This window comes from Herbiconiux flava (assembly GCF_013409865.1).
Lineage (GTDB): Bacteria > Actinomycetota > Actinomycetes > Actinomycetales > Microbacteriaceae > Herbiconiux > Herbiconiux flava.
Window position 1 is genome coordinate 1,458,109 of record NZ_JACCBM010000001.1, and the last position, 21,147, is coordinate 1,479,255.

Genomic DNA, 21,147 nt, shown 5'->3' on the forward strand with positions numbered 1-21,147 from the left:
ATCGTCGCACGCACCGGCGACATCGCGTCGGCCGGGTCAGGCGTCAGAGGTCAGGGGCAGAGGCCAGGCGTCAGGGGTCAGGCCAGGGCGCGCTCCAGGAGCGCCGGGAAGGTGGGGGCGTCGAGGCGGGTGACGCGGCCGTCGTGGCGGTAGGCGCGCCAGGCGGAGCCGGCGGCGTCCGCGCCGGGCGCCGAGAGCTCGTGGATGGTGAAGAGCGGCGTGGTCGCGTAACGGGTGACGCGGAAGAGCGTCCAGACCCGCGGGTGCAGCACCGCGAGCGTGAAGCGCTCGCCGTCGAAGGAGAAGTCGAGCGAGCCGCTGAAGGGGGCGGCGGTCGGGAGGGCGGAGGTGTCGACGGTCGGGTTGTCCTGCAACATGTCCATGCCCGAGACGCTACGGACGCGACCCGAACCCGACCCGAACGCGAGCTTAACGCGGGGCGAGAACCCGGTGCAGCCCAGAAGACGAGACGCCCTCGGCCCCGCCCACCGCAACCCCGCCCACCGCAACCGCGCCCACCCCAACCGCGCCTAGACTGGCAGGCCATGCAGTGCTCCTACTTCGACGCCGGCATCTGCCGCTCGTGCACACTGCTCGACCAGCCCTATGCCGAGCAGCTCGCGGGCAAGGAGCGACGGAGCCGCGAACTGCTGGCCGCCTTCCCCGCCGCCGAATGGCTGCCGTCCGCCGCGAGCGCCCAGGAGGGCTTCCGCAACAAGGCGAAGATGGTGGTCGGCGGCACGGTCGATGCGCCGACGCTCGGCATCCTCGACGAGCGCCGACGCGGAGTCGACCTCTCGCGCTGCCCGCTCTGCACCGACGGCATCCTCGCCGCGATGCCCGCACTCACGGCGTTCGTCAGCGCAGCGCGGCTGGAGCCGTACGACGTGCCCGCGCGTCGGGGCGAGCTGAAGTACGTGCTCGTCACCGAGTCACCCGACGGCGAGCTGATGGTGCGCTTCGTGGTGCGCGACGAGCAGGTGCTGCCGCGCATCCGTCGCGAACTGCCCGCCCTGCAGCGCGCCCTGCCGAACGCTGCGGTCGTGTCGGTGAACCTGCAGCCCGAGCACAAGGCGATCGTCGAGGGGGAACGCGAGATCGTGCTGACCGACCGCGAGACGCTGCCGATGCGGCTCGGCGCGGTGACGCTGAGCCTCAGACCGCAGAGCTTCTTCCAGACCAACACGGCCATCGCGATCGAGCTCTACGCCCAGGCCCGCGCCTGGATCGACGAGGTCGACCCCGCCTCGCTCTGGGACCTCTACTGCGGCGTCGGCGGCTTCGCCCTGCACGCGGCGGTGCCGCTGAGGCGCTCGCTGCTGGCGATGGCGACGGATGCGCGCCCCGCCCCGCCCGTTTCGAGCACCTCGGCCACCGACCGCCCGCGCGACGTCACGGGTATCGAGGTCAGCCCGGAGGCGGTCGCCGCCGCCCGCGAGACCGCCGCCGCCCTCGGGCTGGACCGGGTGCGCTTCGAGGCGGCGGACGCCACCGCGTTCGCGCTGGCCGCGACCGAGCCGCCCGAGCTCGTGCTCGTGAACCCGCCCCGGCGCGGCATCGGCGCCGACCTCGCCGCCTGGCTCGAGCGCTCGGGGGTGCGGCACGTCGTCTACTCCAGCTGCAACCCCGTCACCCTCGCATCGGATCTCGCGGTCATGCCGTCCTTCACCGTGCGCCGTGCGCGCCTGTTCGACATGTTCCCGAACACCGCGCACGTCGAGGTGATCACCCTTCTGGAGCGGGTGGCCTGACCGGTCCGCGACGCGCCAGCACGCTCGCCGCGTGACCGAGGGCGCGGCGGGACTCGGGCGTGAACGTCGCCCCGACGAAGTCGTGGACGCCGCCGCGGTAGAGGCGCAGCTCGACCGCCGAGGGGGCCGGACGGGCATCCTGAGCCGGTGGCGGCTGCCGCCTGGCCAGCTGCTCGGCCTTTCGCGCGAACCGCTTCGCGTCGGCCGCGAACACGTCGTGCGTGCCCTGGTACACGAAGGTCGGGGGCAGCTGCTCGAGGGAATCGTTCAGCGGGCTGACCAGGCGGCCCGCGATGTCGCCGCCGCGCGCCCACAGCCGGGCGCAGTGCACCAGGCCGGCGGCGGCGAGCGTGGGGTCGAGCCGCTCGAGCCGTGCCACTGCCGGGTTCGACATCGTCGCGTCGAGCCAGGGCGAGAACAGCAGCAGACCGTCGGGCAGCTCGGCGCCGCGATCGCGCCGCACCAGCGTATGGGCCAGGGCGAGACCCGCGCCGGCGGAGTCGCCGGCGACGAAGACCCCGCGGCCCGCCGCCCGCCGCCGCACCTCGACCATCACCGAGTCGAGGAAGGGCAGGGCCTCGCTCAGCGAGTGCTCGGGGGCCCGCGGATAGAGGGGCACGGTGACGGTGACGCCGCTCAGCGCGATCAGGCGGTCGATGATCCACCAGTGCGCCTTCAGCAGCGGGAAGACGTAGGCGCCGCCGTGCAGGTAGACGAGCTCGGGGGCTCCCGGTCGGCCGCGGCGGGGCGTCAGTGTCACCACCGGCACCCCCAGCACGGTCTCCTCGCTCACCTCGCAGCGGCGGCGGAGCGCGCGCGTGAGAGGAGCCGGCGGCCGGCGGGTCGCGATGGCGGCGTCGATCCGCTCGGCCGAACGGAAGCGGTTCGGCGTGAGACGCAGCAGGGAGCGCGTGAGCAGCATCGACAGCGACATGGGCTACTTCGCCTGTTCGACGCCCAGCACGTTGCCGTCGGGATCGGTGATCCAGGCCACCCAGGCAGAGCCCTGGTCGGCGATGCCGTTCACCGTCGTGATCTCGTCGGTGTCGTACTCCTCGGGCGCGATGCCGCGCTCCTGCAGCCAGGCCACCTCGGCCTCGAGGTCGTCGACCCGCCAGGAGGCCTGGGTCTGGCTGTCCTTCGTGCCGGTCGTGCTCAGCGAGGCCTTGAGGCGGGTGGCGCCGGTCTGGAAGGAGATGGTCGAGTCGTCCTCGTCGACGATCGCGAGCTGGAGCTTCTCGCCGTAGAACTCGCGGGCGTGCTCGAGGTCCTTCACGAGCAGCACGACGTCGATGGGGTGGGTTCCGAGCATGAGGGCCTCCTGGGGATGTGTCGTCTGCTCCAGCCTGTCCCGGTCGGGGCGTCGCGCCAAGCGTTCGGAGGTCGTCGAGCGTGGTCGCCTGCGTGGCTGCGTCGCCGCGCCAAGCGTTCGGTGGTGCGGCTCCGAACACCAGGGGAACACCGAGCTCAGGAGGCCGCCATGGGTGCCGTGCACAGCAACGACACGAAGAAGACCCGCACACGCGTTCCGCGCAAGCGGTTCTGGCTGTATGCGGCGGTCGCCGGCATCGTCAGCGCCGCCGCGCTGCTCGCGGTCGCCGAGGTGATCGCCCTCGTGGTCGCCCGCGACGGCAGCCCCGTGCTCGCTGTCGGGGCGTTCGTGATCGACATCGTGCCCCGCTGGGCCAAGGAGTTCGCGATCGAGACCTTCGGCGCCAACGACAAGATCTTCCTGCTCGGATCGATCGGTCTCGCGGTGGTCGTCGCCGCGGCGCTCGCCGGTGTGCTGCAGCTGGCGAAGCGCCCGCTCGGTCTGGTGCTGTTCGGGCTGGCCGGCGTGCTGGCGATCGCCGCGATCGTCACCCGCACCGGGGCCACCCCCTTCGCGTCGGTGCCGACGATCATCGGAGCCGCCGCCGGCATCGTGCTGCTGCACCTGCTGGTGCGGCGCCTGGCCCGCTGGCGCGACGACGTGCGGGCTGAGGCCGCCGCGACGACGGCTCCGGATGCTCGCGACCACGCTCGTCCGGCCGCCGACGCCGCCCCGGCCCCGCGTGCCGTGGGTGTCGACCGCCGCCGCTTCCTGGTCGGCACCCTCGTGGTCGCCGCCGCCTCGGCCGTGGTCGGAACCGGAGCCCGCCTCGTCTCGGCGGCCACCTCGTCGCTCGCCGGCATCCGGGACTCGCTCTCGCTGCCGACCGCCAAGTCGACGGTGGACGTGCCCGCGGGTGCCGAGCTGGACATCGACGGCATCACCCCGCTGTACACCTCGAACGCCGACTTCTACCGTGTCGACACCGCCCTCACCGTGCCGCAGGTCGACCCCGCGACCTGGAGCCTGAAGATCACGGGCATGGTCGACGAGGAGGTCACGCTGAGCTTCCAGGACCTCGTGAACATGGGGCTCGACGAGTACTCGATCACCATGACCTGCGTCTCGAACGAGGTCGGTGGCGGTCTCGTGGGCACGGCGAAGTGGCTCGGTGTGCCGATCCGCGACGTGCTCGCCATGGCCGGGCCGCAGTCGGGCGCCGACATGGTGCTCTCCAAGAGCGTCGACGGCTACACGGCCAGCACCCCGCTCGAGGCCGTCACCGACGACAACCGCGAGGCGATCTTCGCCGTCGCCATGAACGGCGAGCCGCTGCCGTTCGAGCACGGCTTCCCGGTGCGCATGGTCGTGCCCGGCCTGTACGGCTACGTCTCGGCCACGAAGTGGGTCACCGAGATCAAGGTCACGACCTTCGAGGCCGACGAGGCCTACTGGACGCCGCGCGGCTACGACGCCGAGGCGCCCATCAAGATGTCCTCGCGCATCGACACGCCCCGCGTCGACAAGCAGATCGGTGCCGGCCCAGCGAAGATCGCGGGCGTGGCCTGGGCCCAGACCGTCGGGATCGAGCGCGTCGAGGTCTCGATCGACAACGGCGACTGGCAGGCGGCGACCCTCTCGACGCCGATCAACGCCGACACCTGGGTGCAGTGGTTCGTCGACTGGACGGCCACCACCGGCACCCACTACGTCGCCGTGCGCGCGGTCGACAAGGCCGGCAACACGCAGCTCGAGGAGCGCGCTCCGATCGCGCCGAACGGGTCGGCCGGCTGGCAGCGCACGCTCGTCACGGTCGTGTGAGGTGGGTCGGGCATCCGCTCGCCGACGTGGTTCGCTCTCGTCGTTCGATCACTTCCTGAGAGTCGCCTGATTCCGGATGCTCGGCGGAACGATCGGGGAAGAACACTTGTTCTTCTCTATGACGCCGCAGCCAGCGACGCATGATCCGAGGAGTCCCCGTGACACAGGAGTACAAGGTAACCCCCGAGGCGCTCGCGCGCCTGACCCGGCAGCAGCGCCGGGTCACCCAGGACGACCAGACCGAGCCGGCCTTCCGGAACGAGTACTGGAACGACCACCGCCCCGGCATCTACGTGGACGTCGTCACCGGCGAGCCGCTCTTCGCCTCGACCGACAAGTACGACAGCGGATCGGGCTGGCCGAGCTTCACCGCCCCGATCGACCCCGCCAACGTGGTGACGAAGACCGACCGCAGCTGGGGGATGGCCCGCACCGAGGCGCGTTCGGCGCACGGTGACAGCCACCTCGGGCACGTCTTTCCCGACGGCCCGCGCGAGGCCGGCGGCCTGCGCTACTGCATCAACTCGGCGGCCCTCCGCTTCGTGGCTCTGGACGAGCTCGAGGCGTCGGGGTACGGCGAGTTCGCCGCTCTGTTCAGCACCACCGATTCCGAGGAGATCTCCCGATGACCGACGCTTCTTCCACTACTGCTCCCACCGCCCGGGCCGTCCTCGCCGGCGGCTGTTTCTGGGGCATGGAGGATCTGATCCGCCGCCGCCCCGGAGTGCTCGACACCCGCGTGGGCTACACCGGCGGCGACGTGCCGAACGCCACCTACCGTCGGCACGGCACCCACGCCGAGGCGATCGAGATCACCTACGACCCGACCGTCACCGACTACCGCACGATGCTGGAGTTCTTCTTCCAGATCCACGACCCGTCGACGAAGAACCGCCAGGGCAACGACGTCGGCACCAGCTACCGCTCGGGCATCTACTACCTCGACGAGGAGCAGCGCCGCGTCGCGGAGGACACCATCGCCGACGTGGACGCCTCGGGCATCTGGCCCGGCCCGGTGACCACGGAGCTGGCCGCGGCCGGACCGTTCTGGGAGGCCGAGCCCGAGCACCAGGACTACCTCGAGCGCTACCCGAACGGCTACACCTGCCACTACGTGCGGCCCGGCTGGGTGCTGCCGCGGCGTTCGGCCTCCGCGGCCGGCGCCACCGCCAGGGCCTAGCACGCCGCGCGGCGGGGAGCGTCCGTTCGTCTCGGTCGCTCCCCGCTTCATCGTTCGCTGCTTTTTCGTTCGCCGCTTCATCGTTCGCCGTGCAGGTCGGCCGCCGCTTGGCGTGTCGTGCCTCCTCGCTGCATAGTGGACATTCGAACACATCTTCGAATGTCCCGGAGCGCCTGATGAGTACGATCGACCTGACCGAGTTCGCCACCCTGTGGTTCACCGACGCCGTGCCCGCCCGCATGCTGTGGCAAGGTCGCCGCTGGCGGGTGAGCGACCGGCCCACCGAGCCCGAGGGGCTGTACTGGGGCACGCACGCCCCCGACTTCGCGGCCTGGCGCTTCCAGGCCACCGACGACGCCGGCCTCAGCCGCGTCTTCGACGTCGTCCGCCCGAACGGGGCGCCGCACTGGACCGTCGCGCACGTCTACGACTGACCCAGCCCCGCCGCTCGGGCGGGGCGAGCGGGCGTGGCGGATCGGTCAGCGCCGGTGGTAGGTGACGAAGCGATAGCGGATGCCCGTGCGCGACGTGCGCCAGGCCTCCGTCTCGGCACTCCGCTGCCAGACGGCCCCGTCGATCGCCGGCGCCCGTGTGTCGCCGTCGACCTCGAGGTCGATCTCGGTCACCTCGAGCCGATCCGCCAGCGGCACCGCCTGCTGATAGACCTCACCGCCGCCGATCACCCAGACGTCCTCGGCCCCGCCGCCACCGTTCCCGGTATCGACAGCGGCCTGCACCGATTCGGCGCGCACAGCGCCGTCGGCGGCCCAGTCGTCCTGACGCGTCACGACGACGTTCCGCCGCCCGGGGAGGGGGCGGAAGCGCTCGGGCAGCGAGTCCCAGGTCTTCCGCCCCATCACCACGGTGCTCCCGGCGGTCAGCTCACGGAAGTGCGCCATGTCCTCCGGCACGTGCCACGGGATGCCCCCGCCGTCGCCGATCACCCCGCCCCGGGCCTCGGCCCAGATCAGCGAGACCGTCACACGGCCACCGCCGCGCGGATCGCCGGGTGGTGCTCGTACCCCACCACCTCGAAGTCCTCGTACTCGTAGTCGAAAACGCTCGCCCGCTCGGCCGTGATCCGCAGCGTCGGCGGAGCGAAGGGCTCGCGCGTGAGCTGCTCGCGCACCTGGTCGACGTGGTTGTCGTAGATGTGGCAGTCGCCGCCGGTCCAGACGAAGTCGCCGAGCCCGAGCCCGGTCTGCGCCGCGATCATCTGGGTCAGCAGCGCGTAGCTGGCGATGTTGAAGGGCACCCCGAGGAAGAGGTCGGCACTGCGCTGATAGAGCTGGCACGACAGCTTGCCGTCGGCCACGTAGAACTGGAACAGCGCGTGGCAGGGCGCCAGCGCCATACCGGGGATCTCGGCCACGTTCCACGCCGACACGATCATGCGCCGCGAATCGGGATCGGTGCGGATCGTGTCGATCACCTGCTGGATCTGATCGATCTGCGCACCGTCGGGCGTCGGCCAGGAGCGCCACTGCACCCCGTACACCGGCCCGAGTTCGCCGTCGCCGTCGGCCCACTCGTCCCAGATGCTCACGCCGTGCTCCTGCAGCCAGCGCACGTTGCTCTCGCCGCGCAGGAACCAGAGCAGCTCGTAGGCGATCGACTTGAAGTGCACGCGCTTCGTGGTGATCAGCGGGAAGCCCTCCGCCAGATCGAAGCGCAGCTGCCGGCCGAACACGCTGCGCGTGCCGGTGCCCGTGCGATCGGACTTCGGGGTGCCGTGCTCGAGCGTCTCGCGCAGCAGATCTTCGTACGGAGTGGCGATGGCGGAGGTCACCCTCCGACTTTATCCGCTGGAACCGAGGCGCGGTCCAAGAAGTACGCTGAGCATCGAGGGAAGGACGCACGACGTGAAGCGGATCAACATCCTGTACGCAGGCAAGCAGTACTCCATCTCCGGACGCGACGTCGAGGAGGTCAAGGAGGAGATCCGCTCCGCCGTCGAGACGGCCATCCCGTCCTGGCTCGAGGTGAACGTCGGCGAGGGCCGCTACAAGCGCGCCGACATCCTCCTCTCCCCGGGCATCGACATCACGGTCATCGGCATCGACGCCGACGACTGACCCCGTGCCCACCACGACGATCGCTGTGCAGCGTCGACTGCCGCCCCTGACGACCGCGACGGGGCTTCCGCTGTGAGCGGCGTCGCACCGCAGCCCCTGAGCCGGGCCGCACCTCCGCTGGCCGGGCTCCTGCACGAGCAGGACTGGCAGTCGCTGACGTTCCTGCACTGGCGGGTCGACCCCGCGATCGTGGCGCCGCACCTCCCGCCGGGAACCCGCCCCGACGTCTTCGACGGCTCGGCCTGGGTCGGCCTCATCCCCTTCCGTCTCGCCAACGCCACGGCACCCTGGTTCCACGCTCTCGGCCCGATCCCGTACGCCGGCACCTTCCCCGAGATCAACGTGCGCCTCTACTCCGTCGGCGACGACGGCCGCCGCGGTGTCGTGTTCTCCTCCCTCGAATCGTCCCGCCTGGCCTCGGTCACGGCCGCGCACGCGCTCTTCGGCCTGCCCTACCGCTGGGCCCGCATGTCGATCACCACGGCAGAGGATCGCACCATCAGCTACCGCTCCGAACGCCTCGGCGCGAACGGCTTCGGAGGCCGCCCCGGCCCGCACTCCCGCATCGACGCCCGCCCCGGAACCGCCGACCGCTCCGCCGACCCCCTCGCCGTCTTCCTCACGGCCCGCTGGGGACTCCACATCGCCCGCGGCGGCCGCACCCTCTTCATCCCGAACGAGCACCCGCCCTGGCCGCTCGTGGACGCCGAGCTGACCTTCCTCGACGACGAGCTTCTCGCCACCGCCGGGTTCCCCGAGCTCGCCTCACGCCCGCCCGACTCGGTGCTCTTCTCGCCCGGCATCCACACCGCCTTCGGCCGCGCCCTCCCGTCCCCTTCGTGAGCCCACCCGCCCCACCGCTCTGAAGCTTCGCGCCCCAACGCCGACGCCGCCGACGTCAGCATCCAGACCGGCGTCCACGCCCAGACCGGCGCTCACGCCCAGACCCGCGCCCATCCCCAGACCGGCGCTCATGCCCAGACCGGCGCTCATGCCCAGACCGGCGCTCATGCCCAGACCGGCGCTCATGCCCAGACCGGCGCTCATGCCCAGACCGGCGCTCATGCCCAGACCGGCGCTCACGCCCAGACCGGCGCTCACGCCCAGACCGGCGCTCACGCCCAGACCGGCGCTCACGCCCAGACCGGCGCTCACGCCCAGACCGGCGCCCATGCCCAGACCGGCGTCAACGCCATCGGGAGCGGGCCCGCGGTCGGCGGCGGGCCGCGCATCCGGAGCCCGGGATAATGGTCGGGTGACCCTTGAGACCCCCGCCCTCGGCCTGCTGCTCGACGTCGACGGGCCGATCGCCGACCCCGTCACGCGCACCATCGCCATCCCGTCGATCGCCGCCGACCTGGTGGCGCTCGCGAACGCCGGTATTCCGATCGCGTTCAACACCGGGCGCTCGGACGGCTTCCTCAAGGGCGAGGTCGTCGGGCCCCTGGTCGACGGCGGTCTGAACCGCGACGCGCGCGTGTTCGGCGTCTGCGAGAAGGGCGCGGTCTGGTTCGCGATCACGCCCGACGGCGCGGGGGAGTTGTTCATGGCGGAGAGCCTCGTTCCGACGAAGGAGTTCTCGACCGCGGTCGAGCGGATGGTCGACGAGCGCTTCGCGGAGTGGATGTTCTTCGACCACACCAAGCGCGCATCCCTCGCCGTCGAGCAGCGCACCGACGTCGAGTCCACCGACTATCTCGCGGTGCAGGACGACTTCTGCCGTGCCGCCGTCGATCTGTGCAAAGAATTCGACTACGGCGTGATGTGGAGGACCGACTCGTTCCCCGCCTCAGACGGCAGCGTCACGAAGCGCATCGACCCCACGATCATCTCGGTGGACATCGAGTCGATCGTCGTCGGCAAGGACTACGGCGCCGAACGCGCCATCGCCCTGATCGAGGCGACCGGCCCGGTTCCCCGCCGCTGGCACACGGTCGGCGACTCCCGCACCGACTACGCGATGGCCGACTGGCTGCACGCCCACGACTTCGACGTCGAGCACGTCGACGTGCGCCCGGCCGACGGCCTGCTCGAGAAGCCCTACCCCGTCCTCACCGCGGCCGACCCCGCGCAGACGAACGACGCGGCCGGCGCCGCATTCCTCCGCACCTGGGCCACTGACCTCCTCGGCGCCTGACGTCCTGGGAGCCTGACTTCCTGCGAGCCTGACGTCCTGGGCGCCTGACCCCCGCCCTCGCCCTTCAACCGCGCCGGATCCGCGCGACCCGCCCCCGAACCGCCGCCACGAGATCGAGCGGCGCCAGCTCGATGTCGAACCCCCGCCGCCCACCCGACACGAAGATCCTCGGGAACTCCAGCGCCGCGTCGTCGAGCACCGTGTCGAGCGGCGTCTTCTGCCCGATCGGCGAGATCCCGCCGACGACGTATCCGCTCTTCCGCTCCGCGACGGCCCTGTCGGCCATCGACGCCTTCTTCGCCCCGAGCGTCCCGGCCAGCGCCTTCAGATCGAGCTGATCGCGCACCGACACGATCCCGATCCCGAACCCGGTGTCGGTCGCGACCATCAGGGTCTTGAACACCCGCGCCGCCACCACGCCGAGCTCGCGCGCGGCCTCGGCCCCGAAGTCCGTGGCCGCGGCATCGTGCTCGTACACGTGCGGCACGAAGCGGATGCCCGCCCGCACCAGCCCCTGCGTCGCCGCCGTCGTGGGACCGGCCCCCGCGGCGCCGCCCTTCTTCCTCACCACCGTGCACGAACCCCCGTGCGACCGCATCGGTGCCCGAAGGCACCGGGCCGCCACCGCACGCCGGCGCTCACGCCATGCCCTCGAGCCCGAGCGTCACCCGCAGGAACGCCGACACGTCGTCCAGCTCCTCCCGCGAGATGGAGTGCGCGATGCCCGGGTACAGCCGCTCCACCACGCGGAACCGCGACGGCACGAACGCAGCCGTCCGGGCGATCGCATCCGGCGCGATGATCGGGTCGCCGACGTCACGCCCCCAGAACAGCGGCGGTCGCACGGTCGCCAGCTCGTCATCGGACTCGAGGGTGCCCGGCGCGCTGGCCCCCGAGAGGTTCACGGCCGCGGCGAAGCGGTGCACGCGCATCCTGAGCAGCTGGATCGACATCATGCCGCCCTGCGAGAACCCCATCGCGGCGATGGCGCGCGGCGCTCCGTACTCGGCGTCGACGCGGTCGAGCCAGCCGAGCACCGCGGTGGCGGCCTCGGTCGCGGCCTCGGAGCTGACGCCCGGGGCGTCGAGCGGGAACCAGCTCCACCCGCCCATGCGCCACGGCTCCCCGGAGATGGGTGCCCTGAGGAAGGCGTACACGGCGTCGGCCGGCAGCATCGGCAGCAGCTGGGCGAGGTCGTTCTCGTGCGAACCGCGGCCGTGCATGACGATCACCAGGGGCGCGTCGACCAGCCGCTCGGACAGTTCCTCTCGCGGCACCGACCACACCACCGCGCTGTCGTCGATCCGAAGCTCCGTGTCGCTCATGCTCCGAATCTACCGCCCCGGCAGCAGGTCGAGCTCTCGTGCGACGGGAGGCGGGCAGGGGGTTGCGGGCAGCTCTATCGCGCTGCGCGTGGCCGGCGTAGCATGCCGGGCATGGAGCATCCGCGGCTGTTCGACCCCGACGATGCGATGGTCGCGCGGCTCCGCGAGCTCTGCCTGCGCTACCCCGAGTCGGCCGAGGTCGAGGCGTGGGGGAGACCGACGTTCCGGGCGGGCAAGAAGCTTTTCGCGATCGCGGGCGCGTCGATGCACCGGCCGCAGAGCGTCGTGTTCAAACCGGCGAGGGATGAGCATCCGCCCTCTCTGAGCTCGACGACGTCTTCGTGCCGCCCTACTTCGGCCCCGCGGGCTGGCTCGCCATCGACCTCGGCCCCCGCACGGACTGGGCCTTCGTGGCCGAGCTCCTCGACACCTCCTACCGCCAGGTCGCCCTGAAGCGTCACCTCGCGGCCCTCGCCCTGTCAGGCCTCACGCCGAACCCGGCGACTGCCGTCTCCGCCGACGGTCGCCGGGACTGACACCCTCGGCGGGGCTTCGGGCCCGCTCCGAACCCGCGCCCTACGTCTGGCAGTGCGGGCACCAGTACGTCTCCCGCAGTGCGAGCTCCGACGCCCCCAGCTGCCCGTGCCGGATGCGCGTGCCGCACCGCCGGCACGGCTTGTTGTCGCGCCCGTACACCCACACCTGCTTGCCCGGCCGCAGATCGCCGGTGGTCGTGCGCTCGACGCGGTCGCGGTTCACCGTGATGAGCTTCTTCGCGAGCGCCACCACCGCCGGCAGATCGGGCACCTCTGCCACCGGCCGCTGCGGCCGCACTCCGCGCAGGAAGCACAGCTCGTTCGCGTAGACGTTGCCGAGCCCCGCGAGGTTGCGCTGGTCGAGCAGCGCCACGTCGATCTCGCGCGCCCCGTCGGCGGCCAGTCGTCGCACGGCCTCATCGGCATCCCAGTCGGGCCCGAGAAGGTCGGGCCCGAGGTACCCGACGACCTCGTCCTCCCTGTCGCGCGGCACGATCTCGACCGTGCCGAGGTCGAACCCCACCGTCACCCAGTCCGCGTTCTCGAGGATGATGCGCGCCTGGTGCGTCGGCCGCCGCCACGCGGTGCCGTGCCGGTAGATGTGCCACGACCCCTCCATCTTCAGGTGGGTGTGGATGCTCGCCGCCCCCACCCGCGTCAGGAGATGTTTGCCGCGGGCGACCACGCCCTCGACCAGCTGCCCCGTGAAGTCGACCGCGGCGTGCTGCGGCACCCGGATGTCGCAGCGGGTGAGCACCCTGCCCGCCAGCGCCTCGTCGAGGTGCACCGCGGTGCGGTAGACGGTGTCTCCCTCAGGCACGGAGCCTCAGTCCCCGCGGCGTTCCGGTGAAACCCGCAGCCTCGAGCGCGCCGCCCACCGTCGTGCCGAGCACGAAGTCGCCGTTCACCCGCTCGACCGCCAGCTTGTCGACGCGTCCGGTCGTGACCGCGTGGGCGAGCGAGCGGGTGGCGACCGCCAGCACCTCCTCGGAGTCGCTGAACGCCAGCGCCGTCTTGCCACCGCGCTCGAGGTAGAGCGTGAGGGCGCCGTCGACGAGCACGACCAGGGCGCCCGCCTTGCGCCCGGGCTTGTGCCCCTCGACCGTCGGCCAGGGCAGTGCTGCCCCGAACGGATTGGCCGGATCGGTCGCCGCCAGGGTCATCGCCTCGGGCGGCCGGTCGCGGCCGCTGTCGCGCCCCACCGCGTCGGGGGCGAAGCCGCGCAGGCGGTCGATCGTGCCGCCGGTCGCGAACTGGGCGGCGCCGAGGGTCTCGACGAAGTACCCGCGCCGGCACCGCCCCGACTCCTCGAACTGGCTGAGCACGCGGTAGACCAGGGCGAAGCCGCCCGGCACCCGCTCGTTCATCACGGAGCCGCGCGTGACCAGGCCATAGCGGTCGAGCAGCATCTCGGCGGTGCCGTGAGCGCGCAGCGTGGCGTCGCCGACGGGCTCGGGCAGCAGCGACCATCGACCACCCGCCGTCGGTGGGCCGACGCGGGTCTGCATGGAGGCCCGCGCGAGACCGCGCCCGCGGTACATGCGCGACCGTGCCGCGGGCCGCTTGGTGGCGTGCGCCGCCTTGCCCGAGCCGGTGAGGGTGCGCAGCGGCGCGACGGTGTCGTTCGTGACGAGGCCGGCCCACACCAGATCCCAGATGGCGTCGACGACGGCCTGGTCGGTGGGCGGCACGACGAGCGCTGACGCGGACGAACCCGCGGCCCCGGCCGAGCCGACCTCCCCCGCGGAGCCACCCACCCCGGCCGAGCCCGCCGCCGACCCGTCGTCGGGGACAGCGCCCCTCAGGATCGCCGCCCCCACCTCGTCGGCCAGCGACCGGAAGAAGTACGCGCCACCCCGCGCCAGCGCAGCCAGCACCGCCGCGTGCACGGGCGTCTCGTCGAACGGCTCGGGTGGCGTGGCCGAGAGCGGCAGCGTGTCGAGCGTGTGGAACGCGACCCACCCGTCACTGCCCGGCAGCGACCCCCGCCCCGACCAGACGACCTCGCCCGACGCCGTGAGCTCGTCGAGCATCGCCGGGCTGTAGTCCCGCACCCGGGCGGGCAGCACGAGGTTCTCCCAGGCCGAGGCCGGCACGGGCACCCCGGCGAGCTGCTCGATCACGGTCAGCACGCCGTCGACGCCGCGGAGCGAACCGCCGACGTGCTGCCACGACGGCAGGAAGCGAGCGAGCGTCTGCGTGCCGACCGGCTCGACCTCATGGCGGAGCGCCGCGAGCGAACGGCTCCGCAGCCGTCGCAGCACCTCGGCGTCGCACCACTCGGTGCCCCCGGCCTGCCCGAGCGCCGGCAGCGCCGAGGGCAGCGGCTCGCCGTCGAGCACCGCGATGGCCGTCCCGTCTCCGGACGGATCCTCGGACGACGCTTCAGAGGAAGCCGACGCAGAGACCGGCCCCGACCCGGTAGGCCTGAACTCCCCTTCGACCACACGTCGGTCGGCCGAAAGCCGCCGCAGCGCATCCGTCACCACCGCCACGCCCAGCCCGAACCGCGCCGCGACCTCGTGCGCGAGGAACGGCCCGTGCGTGCGCGCGTAGCGGCTGACGAGGTCGATCACCGGATGCTCGACCGGCGCGATGAAGGCATCGGGGACGCCGAAGGGAATCGGCACCCCGAGCGCGTCACGGAGCCGCCCTGCGTCTTCGATGCTCGCCCACTGCGGACGCCCGGCGAACGTCACCGGCAGCGCCCGCTTCGCCGCCACCAGTTCGGACAGGGCGGCGGCGACGTCGAACTCCTGCGACCGGGCCTGCACCTCGGCGGTGGTGAGCGGCCCGAGCATCCGCAGCAGATCGGCCACGCCCTCGATGTCGCGAGCGCGACGATCGGGGGCCAGACGCTGCAGCTCGCGCTCGGTGTCGTCGATGACCGAGGGGTCGAGCAGCTCGCGCAGCTCGGCGCGCCCGAGCAGCTCGGAGAGCAGGCTCGGGTCGAGCGCCAGCGCGGCCGCCCGGCGCTCGGCCAGCGGGCTGTCGCCCTCGTAGACGAAAGAGGCGACGTAGCCGAACAGCAGCGAGCGGGCGAACGGCGACGGCTCTCCCGACTCGACCTCGACCACGCGGATGCGCCGCGCATCCAGATCGCGCGCCAGGGCGAGCAGCGAGGGCAGGTCGTAGACGTCTTGAAGGCACTCACGCACCGTCTCGAGGATGATCGGGAACGACGGGTACTTGCGCGCCACCTCGAGCAGCTGCGCCGAGCGCTGCCGCTGCTGCCAGAGCGGCGACCGCTTGCCCGGGTTCTGGCGGGGGAGCAGCAGCGCCCGGGCCGCGTTCTCGCGGAACCGCGACGCGAAGAGCGCCGAGCCGCCGACCTCTTCGGTGACGAGCTGCTCGAGCTCGGCCGGGTCGAACAGGAACAGCTCGGCCGAGGGCGGCTCGCTCTCGGTGTCGGGCAGCCGCACGACGATGCCGTCGTCGCTCGCCACCGCGTTCGCGTCGATGCCGAAGCGCTCCCGGATGCGCGCGTTGATCGCGAGCGCCCACGGCGAGTGCACCTGCATGCCGTATGGGGAATGCAGCACCACACGCCAGTCGCCGAGCTCGTCCCGGAACCGCTCGACCACCATCGTGCGGTCGCTCGGCACGTGCCCGGTGGCCTCGCGCTGCTCGGTGATGAAGGCCACGAGGTTGGCCGCGGCCCACTCGTCGAGGCCGGCCCGCTCGGACAGCGTGCGCGCGCCCTCCTCGTCGGCCGCCACGACGGAGCGGGTGAACTCGCCGATCGCCCGGCCGAGCTCGGCGGGGCGCCCGATTCCCTCGCCGCGCCAGAACGGCAGCCGCCCGGGCTGCCCGAACGCGGGCGTCACGAGCACGCGGTCGTGGGTGATCTCGTGGATGCGCCAGCTCGTCGCCCCGAGCGCGAACACGTCGCCGACCCGGGACTCGTAGACCATCTCCTCGTCGAGCTCGCCCACCCTTCGGCCCGGTGCGGAGCGGGCCGACCCGGTCGCCGGATCGGCATCCGTCGGCTCGCCGCCCACCATGAAGACGCCGAAGAGCCCCCGGTCGGGGATGGTGCCGCCGCTCGTGACCGCGAGGCGCTGGGCGCCGGGGCGGCCGGTGAGGGTGCCGGCGTCGCGGTCCCACACCAGGCGCGGCCTCAGCTCGGCGAACTCGTCGGAGGGATAGAGGCCCGAGAGCAGGTCGAGCGTGGCCTCGTACGCCGAGCGGGGCAGGTTCGTGAAGGAGGCGCTGCGGCGCATCACGTCGAACCACTCCTCCACGTCGATCGCCTCGAGCGCGCAGGCCGCGACCGTCTGCTGGGCGAGGATGTCGAGCGGGTTCGCGGGCACCGAGAGCGTCTCGATCAGGCCCTCGCTCATGCGCAGCGAGACGACCGCCGAGTGGATCAGGTCGGCCCGGTGCTTCGGGTACAGCAGACCCTTCGACACCTCGCCGACCTGGTGCCCTGCGCGGCCGACGCGCTGCAGCCCGCTCGCGACCGACGGCGGAGCCTCGACCTGCACCACGAGGTCGACGGCGCCCATGTCGATGCCGAGCTCGAGGCTCGACGTGGCGACGACGCAGCGCAGCCGACCCGACTTCAGGTCGTCCTCGATGATGGCCCGCTGCTCCTTCGAGACCGAGCCGTGGTGGGCGCGGGCGAGCACGAGCTCGGCACCCTCGGTCTGGCCGGCCTGCCCCATCAGCTGCGCCGGCGAAGCGGATGCGCGTGCCGCCCCGCCCGGCCCGGCCGCCGCAGCTCCAGCCGAACCCGACCGGCCCGTCTCGGCCCTGTCGGTGTCCGACCCCTCCATCGGCGGCATCGACCCCTCGACCGGCGGCAGCGACACGGTGGCCCCCGCCTCACGCAGCAGCCGCTCCACGCCCTCCTCGAGCATCGCCTCGACCCCGCGTTCGAGCTCCTGCGCCGTGGCGAGCCGCTCGCTGTAGATCTCGTTCAGTCGCGCGGTCAGCCGCTCGGCCAGGCGCCGGGAGTTCGCGAACACGATCGACGAGCGATGCTCGAGGATGCGGTCGACGATGTCCTCCTCGACGTGCGGCCAGATCGACCCCTGCTCGGGCGCGCTCGCGGCGGCGGCCGAGCCTTCGAGCGCCGACCGGTTCTCGGCGGGCGGGATCTGCGACATGTCCTCGACCGGCACCACGACCCGCAGGTCGAACTTCTTCGTCGACGGCGGCGCCACGATCGTCACCGGCCGCCCACCGGCGAGGAACCGTGCCACCTCCTCCCGCGGACGCACCGTCGCCGAGAGGCCGATGCGCTGCGCCGGTTGCGGCAGGAGCGTGTCGAGCCGGTCGAGGCTCACCGCGAGGTGCGCGCCCCGCTTGGTGGCCGCCACCGCGTGCACCTCGTCGATGATCACCGTCGTGACCTCGGCGAGCGACTCACGGGCGCTCGAGGTGAGCATGAGGAAGAGCGACTCGGGCGTCGTGATGAGGATGTCGGGCGGGTTCTTGGCGAGCCCCCGCCGATCGGCCGCCGGGGTGTCGCCCGAGCGCACGCCCACCGTGATGATCGGAGGCTTCGCGCCCAGACGCTTCGCCGTCTGCGTGATGCCCACGAGCGGGGAGCGCAGGTTGCGCTCGACGTCGACCGCCAGGGCCTTCAGTGGCGAGACGTAGAGTACGGACGTCTTGCGCGGCTTGTCGTCGCTCAGCGTGGTCGCCAGCCGGTCGATCGCCCAGAGGAACGACGCCAGCGTCTTGCCCGAGCCGGTCGGCGCCACGACGAGCGCGTGCGCCCCGCTGGAGACCGCGGTCCACGCGCCCTCCTGCGCCGCGGTCGGCCCGGAGAAGGCGCCACGGAACCACTCGCGGGTCGCGGGGGAGAACTGGTCGAGCACGTCGCTCATCCCCTCATCCTGTCCCACACCACCGACATCGGCGCGGACGCGGGTGGGCATCGGGTAAGAATGGGGTATGAGCGTTCGCACCCCCGACCCGAACTCCGGCTGGCTGAGCGACGGCGAGCTCGCCGAGATCAGGCGCCGTCTGCCGCTGCTCTACGTCGAGGCCGTGCCCGTGCGGGTCGACGGTCTGGGCCAGGTCGTCGAGGTCGGCGTGCTGCTCCGGGTCGGGCCGAGCGGCACCATCGCGCGCACCCTGGTCTCGGGTCGCGTGATGTACGGCGAGACCCTGCGCGACGCGCTCTTCCGCCACCTCGAGAAGGACCTCGGGCCGATGGCGTTCCCGCAGCTGCCGGCGAGCCCGGTGCCGTTCCAGGTCGCCGAGTACTTCCCGCTGCCCGGTGTCTCGCCCTTCTACGACGAGCGTCAGCACGCGGTCTCGCTCGCCTACGTCGTGCCGGTCACGGGCACCTGTGAGCCCCGTCAGGACGCCCTCGAGCTCACCTGGATGACCCCGCAGGAGGCCGCGTCGAACGCGGTCGCCGACGACATGGAGGGCGGCCGCGGCGGCCTCCTCCGCTCGGCCCTCGCCTCGGTCGGCCGCCTGCTCTAGCGTTCGGTCTCGCGAAGGAGCCCGCCGTGCCCGCCGACTATCCGCACCACCGGTTCGACGACGCCGCGGCCTTCGACGCCTTCCTCGCCGAGCACGGCGCGAGCGAGCCCGGCGTGCGCCTCCGCATCGCCAAGAAGGGCAGTGAGCACGTCACGGTCAGCCACTCCGACGCGATCGACGTGGCGCTCTGCCACGGCTGGATCGACGGCATCCGCAACGCCCTCGACGCCGACTTCTTCCTGCAGACCTTCACACCGCGCCGCCCGCGCAGCCTCTGGTCGAAGGTCAACCGCCTGCGCGTCGAGGCCCTGATCGACGCCGGGCGGATGCGCCCGGCCGGGCTCGCCGAGATCGATCTGGCGAAGCGCGACGGCCGGTGGGAGGCCGCCTACGACTCGCAGCGCACCATCGAGGTGCAGCCCGACCTCGCCGCCGCCCTCGACGCGAACCCCGGGGCGAAAGCCTTCTTCGCCACCCTGTCGAGCCAGAACCGCTACGCGATCCTGTTCCGCCTGCACAACCTCAAGCGCGCCGAGACGCGGGCCCGCCGCATCGAGGAGTTCGTGGCGATGCTCGCGCGGCACGAGACGGTGTACCCGCAGTAGCCGTAAGGGGCGCGCCGGCCGCGCATCCGCTCGCCTGGGGGGCGAGAACGACCGCTCGTCGGGTCGTGCCGTCGAGTATCTGCTCGCCTGACTACGACAGCGCAGACGGCGAACGGCCCGCCTCACGAGGAGACGGGCCGTTCGATGGTTCAGGATGCTCGATCAGCGCGAGCGGCGACGACCGCCGGCCGAGTTGGCCGAGAACGAGGCTGCCGACTGACGGGGCCGGTCGGCTCCGCCGCCCTGCCCGCCGCGACGGCCGCCCTCGCCGGAGCCGGACGCCGAGCCGTGGCTCGAGGAGCCCGCGCCGGAGCCGCCGGAGGAGGTGCTGTAGAACGAACGGCTGCCGCCGCCGACGCCGCCACCGGCGGAACCGCCGCGACGACCGCGACCGGCGCCGCCGTTGCCGCCGGCACCGCCCGAGCGCGAACCCGCGCCGACACCTTCACCGGAGCCGGAGCCGCCCGCAGCACCGGCGCCACCGCGCCCGTTGCGCTTGCGCTGCGCATTGGCACCGGTCGAGGTGCCGCCGTTGCGACCGCGCGAGACGCCGTCGTTGCCGGTGCGGCGCTGACCCGAGTCGGGCAGCGGGGTCAGCACGGGCTTGACGTACGCGGCGACCACGCCGACGAGGGCGTTGACCGACGCGGAGTCGGCCGTGACGACCTCGGGGGTGACCTGGATGGCCGCCTTGCGGAGGAGGTCCTTCACGTCCTTGCGCTGCGCGGGCAGCATGATCGTGACGACGTCGCCCGCCGAGCCGGCGCGGGCGGTGCGACCCGAGCGGTGCAGGTACGCCTTGTGCTCCTCCGGCGGGTCGACGTGGATGACGAGCTCGATGTCGTCGACGTGCACACCACGGGCGGCGACGTCGGTGGCGACGAGCACCTTGACGGTGCCGGCGCTGAACGCCGCGAGGTTGCGGTCACGGGCGACCTGCGAGAGGTTGCCGTGCAGGTCGACGGCCGGGATGCCCGACGCGGTGAGCTGCTTCGCCAGCTTCTTGGCGTGGTGCTTCGTGCGCATGAAGAGGATGCGGCGGCCGGTGCCCGAGGCGAGTTTCTCGACGAGAACCCGCTTGGACTCGACCGACTCGGTCTCGAACACGTGGTGGGTCATGGCGGCGACGGGCGAGTTGGCCTCGTCGACCGAGTGCAGCACCTCGTTGTGGAGGAAGCGGCGCACCAGCTTGTCCACGCCGTTGTCGAGCGTGGCCGAGAACAGCAGGCGCTGCCCGTTCGAGGGGGTCTTGTCCAGGATGCGCGTGACGACGGGCAGGAAGCCCAGGTCGGCCATGTGGTCGGCCTCGTCGAGCACGGTGATCTCGACGGCGTCGAGCGAGACGAAGCCCTGCTTCATCAGGTCTTCGAGGCGGCCGGGGCAGGCCACGACGATGTCGACGCCGGCCTTGAGGGCAGCGACCTGGCGGGACTGCGAGACGCCGCCGAAGATGGTGGTGGTGGTCATGCCGTAGGCCTTGGCCATGGGGGCCAGCACGGCGTCGATCTGGGTGGCGAGCTCGCGGGTCGGGGCCAGCACGAGGCCGACGGGGCGGCCGGGGCGGCGCTTGCCGCCGGCGAGGGTGCCGCCGAGGCGGGCGACCATCGGGATGGAGAAGGCCAGGGTCTTGCCCGAGCCGGTCTTGCCGCGGCCGAGCACGTCGCGGCCGTTCAGGGTGTCGGGGAGCGTGTCGACCTGGATCGGGAACGGCTCGGTGATGCCGCCCGCGGTGAGCGTGGCCACCAGGGGAGCGGGGACGCCGAGCGCGGCGAAGGAGGTGGGGGTCTGGGACAAAGGTGACTGCCTTTCAGGCATTCGTCCGGACACGCCGCAATCCCGCAGCCCATCCGGAGTGATGGCGAACGCACCGACGGTGCATCCGTTCGCCGCAAGAAGTATCTGCAAATGGGGCGGCACACGAGGCCACGCCCAGAGAAGAGGGAGCGTTCTTTCGACGCACG

At 72.2% G+C, this 21,147-nt stretch carries 22 protein-coding genes; 11 read left to right on the forward strand and 11 right to left on the reverse strand.

What is annotated here, in order from left to right:
* Positions 1 to 77 precede the first annotated feature (77 nt).
* Positions 78 to 383, reverse strand: a complete 306-nt coding sequence (locus tag BJ984_RS07010) for a hypothetical protein (protein ID WP_179547419.1) — start codon at positions 381 to 383, stop codon at positions 78 to 80.
* Positions 384 to 545: 162 nt separating this feature from the next.
* Between BJ984_RS07010 and rlmC the strand changes: the two genes are divergently transcribed.
* Complete coding sequence (gene rlmC, locus BJ984_RS07015; protein ID WP_179547420.1) at positions 546 to 1,751, forward strand: 23S rRNA (uracil(747)-C(5))-methyltransferase RlmC; 1,206 nt, start codon at positions 546 to 548, stop codon at positions 1,749 to 1,751.
* On the opposite strand, the gene BJ984_RS07020 is transcribed toward rlmC, so the two are convergent.
* Together BJ984_RS07020 and BJ984_RS07025 are read right to left on the reverse strand one after the other, a co-directional pair.
* On the reverse strand, positions 1,726 to 2,685 hold the full coding sequence (locus tag BJ984_RS07020) for an alpha/beta hydrolase (protein ID WP_179547421.1): 960 nt from the start codon (positions 2,683 to 2,685) through the stop codon (positions 1,726 to 1,728). The genes rlmC and BJ984_RS07020 overlap by 26 nt on opposite strands.
* A gap of 3 nt (positions 2,686 to 2,688) precedes the next feature.
* On the reverse strand, positions 2,689 to 3,063 hold the full coding sequence (locus BJ984_RS07025; protein ID WP_179547422.1) for a VOC family protein: 375 nt from the start codon (positions 3,061 to 3,063) through the stop codon (positions 2,689 to 2,691).
* A 168-nt stretch (positions 3,064 to 3,231) separates the two neighbouring features.
* On the opposite strand from BJ984_RS07025, the gene BJ984_RS07030 reads away from it, so the two are divergent.
* The 4 genes from BJ984_RS07030 (at position 3,232) to BJ984_RS07045 (ending at position 6,498) form a co-directional block, all read left to right on the forward strand.
* On the forward strand, positions 3,232 to 4,884 hold the full coding sequence (locus BJ984_RS07030; protein ID WP_179547423.1) for a molybdopterin-dependent oxidoreductase: 1,653 nt from the start codon (positions 3,232 to 3,234) through the stop codon (positions 4,882 to 4,884).
* A 158-nt stretch (positions 4,885 to 5,042) separates the two neighbouring features.
* On the forward strand, positions 5,043 to 5,513 hold the full coding sequence (msrB, locus tag BJ984_RS07035; protein WP_179547424.1) for a peptide-methionine (R)-S-oxide reductase MsrB: 471 nt from the start codon (positions 5,043 to 5,045) through the stop codon (positions 5,511 to 5,513).
* Complete coding sequence (gene msrA / locus BJ984_RS07040; protein ID WP_179547425.1) at positions 5,510 to 6,064, forward strand: peptide-methionine (S)-S-oxide reductase MsrA; 555 nt, start codon at positions 5,510 to 5,512, stop codon at positions 6,062 to 6,064. The genes msrB and msrA overlap by 4 nt, the downstream gene beginning before the upstream one ends.
* A gap of 176 nt (positions 6,065 to 6,240) precedes the next feature.
* Positions 6,241 to 6,498, forward strand: coding sequence for a hypothetical protein (locus BJ984_RS07045; protein WP_179547426.1), 258 nt, complete (start codon positions 6,241 to 6,243; stop codon positions 6,496 to 6,498).
* A gap of 45 nt (positions 6,499 to 6,543) precedes the next feature.
* Here the strand turns inward: BJ984_RS07045 and BJ984_RS07050 are convergent, their stop codons facing one another.
* Entirely contained in the window at positions 6,544 to 7,047 is a 504-nt protein-coding gene (locus tag BJ984_RS07050; RefSeq protein WP_179547427.1) for a dihydrofolate reductase, read from the reverse strand.
* Complete coding sequence (locus tag BJ984_RS07055) at positions 7,044 to 7,853, reverse strand: thymidylate synthase (protein WP_179547428.1); 810 nt, start codon at positions 7,851 to 7,853, stop codon at positions 7,044 to 7,046. The genes BJ984_RS07050 and BJ984_RS07055 overlap by 4 nt, the downstream gene beginning before the upstream one ends.
* Before the next feature lie 73 nt (positions 7,854 to 7,926).
* On the opposite strand from BJ984_RS07055, the gene BJ984_RS07060 reads away from it, so the two are divergent.
* Together BJ984_RS07060 and BJ984_RS07065 are read left to right on the forward strand one after the other, a co-directional pair.
* Entirely contained in the window at positions 7,927 to 8,139 is a 213-nt protein-coding gene (locus tag BJ984_RS07060; RefSeq protein ID WP_179547429.1) for a hypothetical protein, read from the forward strand.
* 72 nt (positions 8,140 to 8,211) lie between these two features.
* The gene (locus BJ984_RS07065) at positions 8,212 to 8,982 is read left to right on the forward strand and encodes a YqjF family protein (protein ID WP_179547430.1); all 771 of its coding nucleotides are present in this window, start codon (positions 8,212 to 8,214) and stop codon (positions 8,980 to 8,982) included.
* Here the strand turns inward: BJ984_RS07065 and BJ984_RS18400 are convergent.
* The gene (locus BJ984_RS18400) at positions 8,905 to 9,312 is read right to left on the reverse strand and encodes a hypothetical protein (RefSeq protein WP_218869997.1); all 408 of its coding nucleotides are present in this window, start codon (positions 9,310 to 9,312) and stop codon (positions 8,905 to 8,907) included. The two genes, BJ984_RS07065 and BJ984_RS18400, sit on opposite strands and share 78 nt — an antisense overlap.
* Positions 9,313 to 9,394: 82 nt before the next feature.
* On the opposite strand from BJ984_RS18400, the gene BJ984_RS07070 reads away from it, so the two are divergent.
* Entirely contained in the window at positions 9,395 to 10,276 is an 882-nt protein-coding gene (locus BJ984_RS07070) for a hypothetical protein (RefSeq protein WP_179547431.1), read from the forward strand.
* Positions 10,277 to 10,340: 64 nt separating this feature from the next.
* On the opposite strand, the gene BJ984_RS07075 is transcribed toward BJ984_RS07070, so the two are convergent.
* Together BJ984_RS07075 and BJ984_RS07080 are read right to left on the reverse strand one after the other, a co-directional pair.
* Entirely contained in the window at positions 10,341 to 10,847 is a 507-nt protein-coding gene (locus tag BJ984_RS07075) for an aminoacyl-tRNA deacylase (RefSeq protein WP_271206438.1), read from the reverse strand.
* 67 nt (positions 10,848 to 10,914) lie between these two features.
* Positions 10,915 to 11,601: an alpha/beta hydrolase gene (locus tag BJ984_RS07080; protein ID WP_179547433.1), complete on the reverse strand. Its 687-nt coding sequence runs from the start codon at positions 11,599 to 11,601 to the stop codon at positions 10,915 to 10,917.
* Positions 11,602 to 11,942: 341 nt separating this feature from the next.
* On the opposite strand from BJ984_RS07080, the gene BJ984_RS18405 reads away from it, so the two are divergent.
* Positions 11,943 to 12,137 carry an MmcQ/YjbR family DNA-binding protein gene (locus BJ984_RS18405; protein ID WP_218869999.1) on the forward strand — a complete coding sequence of 65 codons (195 nt, stop codon included), beginning with the start codon at positions 11,943 to 11,945 and terminating at the stop codon, positions 12,135 to 12,137.
* 40 nt (positions 12,138 to 12,177) lie between these two features.
* Here the strand turns inward: BJ984_RS18405 and BJ984_RS07090 are convergent, their stop codons facing one another.
* Together BJ984_RS07090 and BJ984_RS07095 are read right to left on the reverse strand one after the other, a co-directional pair.
* Positions 12,178 to 12,957, reverse strand: a complete 780-nt coding sequence (locus BJ984_RS07090; protein WP_179547434.1) for a DNA-formamidopyrimidine glycosylase family protein — start codon at positions 12,955 to 12,957, stop codon at positions 12,178 to 12,180.
* Entirely contained in the window at positions 12,950 to 17,974 is a 5,025-nt protein-coding gene (locus BJ984_RS07095) for an Lhr family ATP-dependent helicase (protein WP_179547435.1), read from the reverse strand. The genes BJ984_RS07090 and BJ984_RS07095 overlap by 8 nt, the downstream gene beginning before the upstream one ends.
* A gap of 67 nt (positions 17,975 to 18,041) precedes the next feature.
* Here BJ984_RS07095 and BJ984_RS07100 point away from each other — a divergent pair, with 67 nt between their 5' ends.
* Positions 18,042 to 18,581 carry an NUDIX hydrolase family protein gene (locus BJ984_RS07100; RefSeq protein ID WP_173183315.1) on the forward strand — a complete coding sequence of 180 codons (540 nt, stop codon included), beginning with the start codon at positions 18,042 to 18,044 and terminating at the stop codon, positions 18,579 to 18,581.
* Positions 18,582 to 18,607: 26 nt separating this feature from the next.
* Entirely contained in the window at positions 18,608 to 19,186 is a 579-nt protein-coding gene (locus tag BJ984_RS07105) for a YdeI/OmpD-associated family protein (RefSeq protein ID WP_179547436.1), read from the forward strand.
* 162 nt (positions 19,187 to 19,348) lie between these two features.
* Here BJ984_RS07105 and BJ984_RS07110 read toward each other — a convergent pair whose 3' ends face one another.
* Positions 19,349 to 20,980 carry a DEAD/DEAH box helicase gene (locus BJ984_RS07110; RefSeq protein ID WP_246306443.1) on the reverse strand — a complete coding sequence of 544 codons (1,632 nt, stop codon included), beginning with the start codon at positions 20,978 to 20,980 and terminating at the stop codon, positions 19,349 to 19,351.
* Between the last annotated feature and the right edge of the window lie 167 nt (positions 20,981 to 21,147).

Excerpts from the sequence above, each read along its gene's own strand:
- BJ984_RS07010 (WP_179547419.1), bottom strand. The coding sequence starts at position 383 with ATGGACATGTTGCAGGACAACCCGACCGTCGACACCTCCGCCCTCCCG.
- rlmC (WP_179547420.1), top strand. The coding sequence starts at position 546 with ATGCAGTGCTCCTACTTCGACGCCGGCATCTGCCGCTCGTGCACACTG.
- BJ984_RS07020 (WP_179547421.1), bottom strand. The coding sequence starts at position 2,685 with ATGTCGCTGTCGATGCTGCTCACGCGCTCCCTGCTGCGTCTCACGCCG.
- BJ984_RS07025 (WP_179547422.1), bottom strand. The coding sequence starts at position 3,063 with ATGCTCGGAACCCACCCCATCGACGTCGTGCTGCTCGTGAAGGACCTC.
- BJ984_RS07030 (WP_179547423.1), top strand. The coding sequence starts at position 3,232 with ATGGGTGCCGTGCACAGCAACGACACGAAGAAGACCCGCACACGCGTT.
- msrA (WP_179547425.1), top strand. The coding sequence starts at position 5,510 with ATGACCGACGCTTCTTCCACTACTGCTCCCACCGCCCGGGCCGTCCTC.
- BJ984_RS07045 (WP_179547426.1), top strand. The coding sequence starts at position 6,241 with ATGAGTACGATCGACCTGACCGAGTTCGCCACCCTGTGGTTCACCGAC.
- BJ984_RS18400 (WP_218869997.1), bottom strand. The coding sequence starts at position 9,312 with ATGGGCGCCGGTCTGGGCGTGAGCGCCGGTCTGGGCGTGAGCGCCGGT.
- BJ984_RS07080 (WP_179547433.1), bottom strand. The coding sequence starts at position 11,601 with ATGAGCGACACGGAGCTTCGGATCGACGACAGCGCGGTGGTGTGGTCG.
- BJ984_RS07095 (WP_179547435.1), bottom strand. The coding sequence starts at position 17,974 with ATGAGCGACGTGCTCGACCAGTTCTCCCCCGCGACCCGCGAGTGGTTC.
- BJ984_RS07100 (WP_173183315.1), top strand. The coding sequence starts at position 18,042 with ATGAGCGTTCGCACCCCCGACCCGAACTCCGGCTGGCTGAGCGACGGC.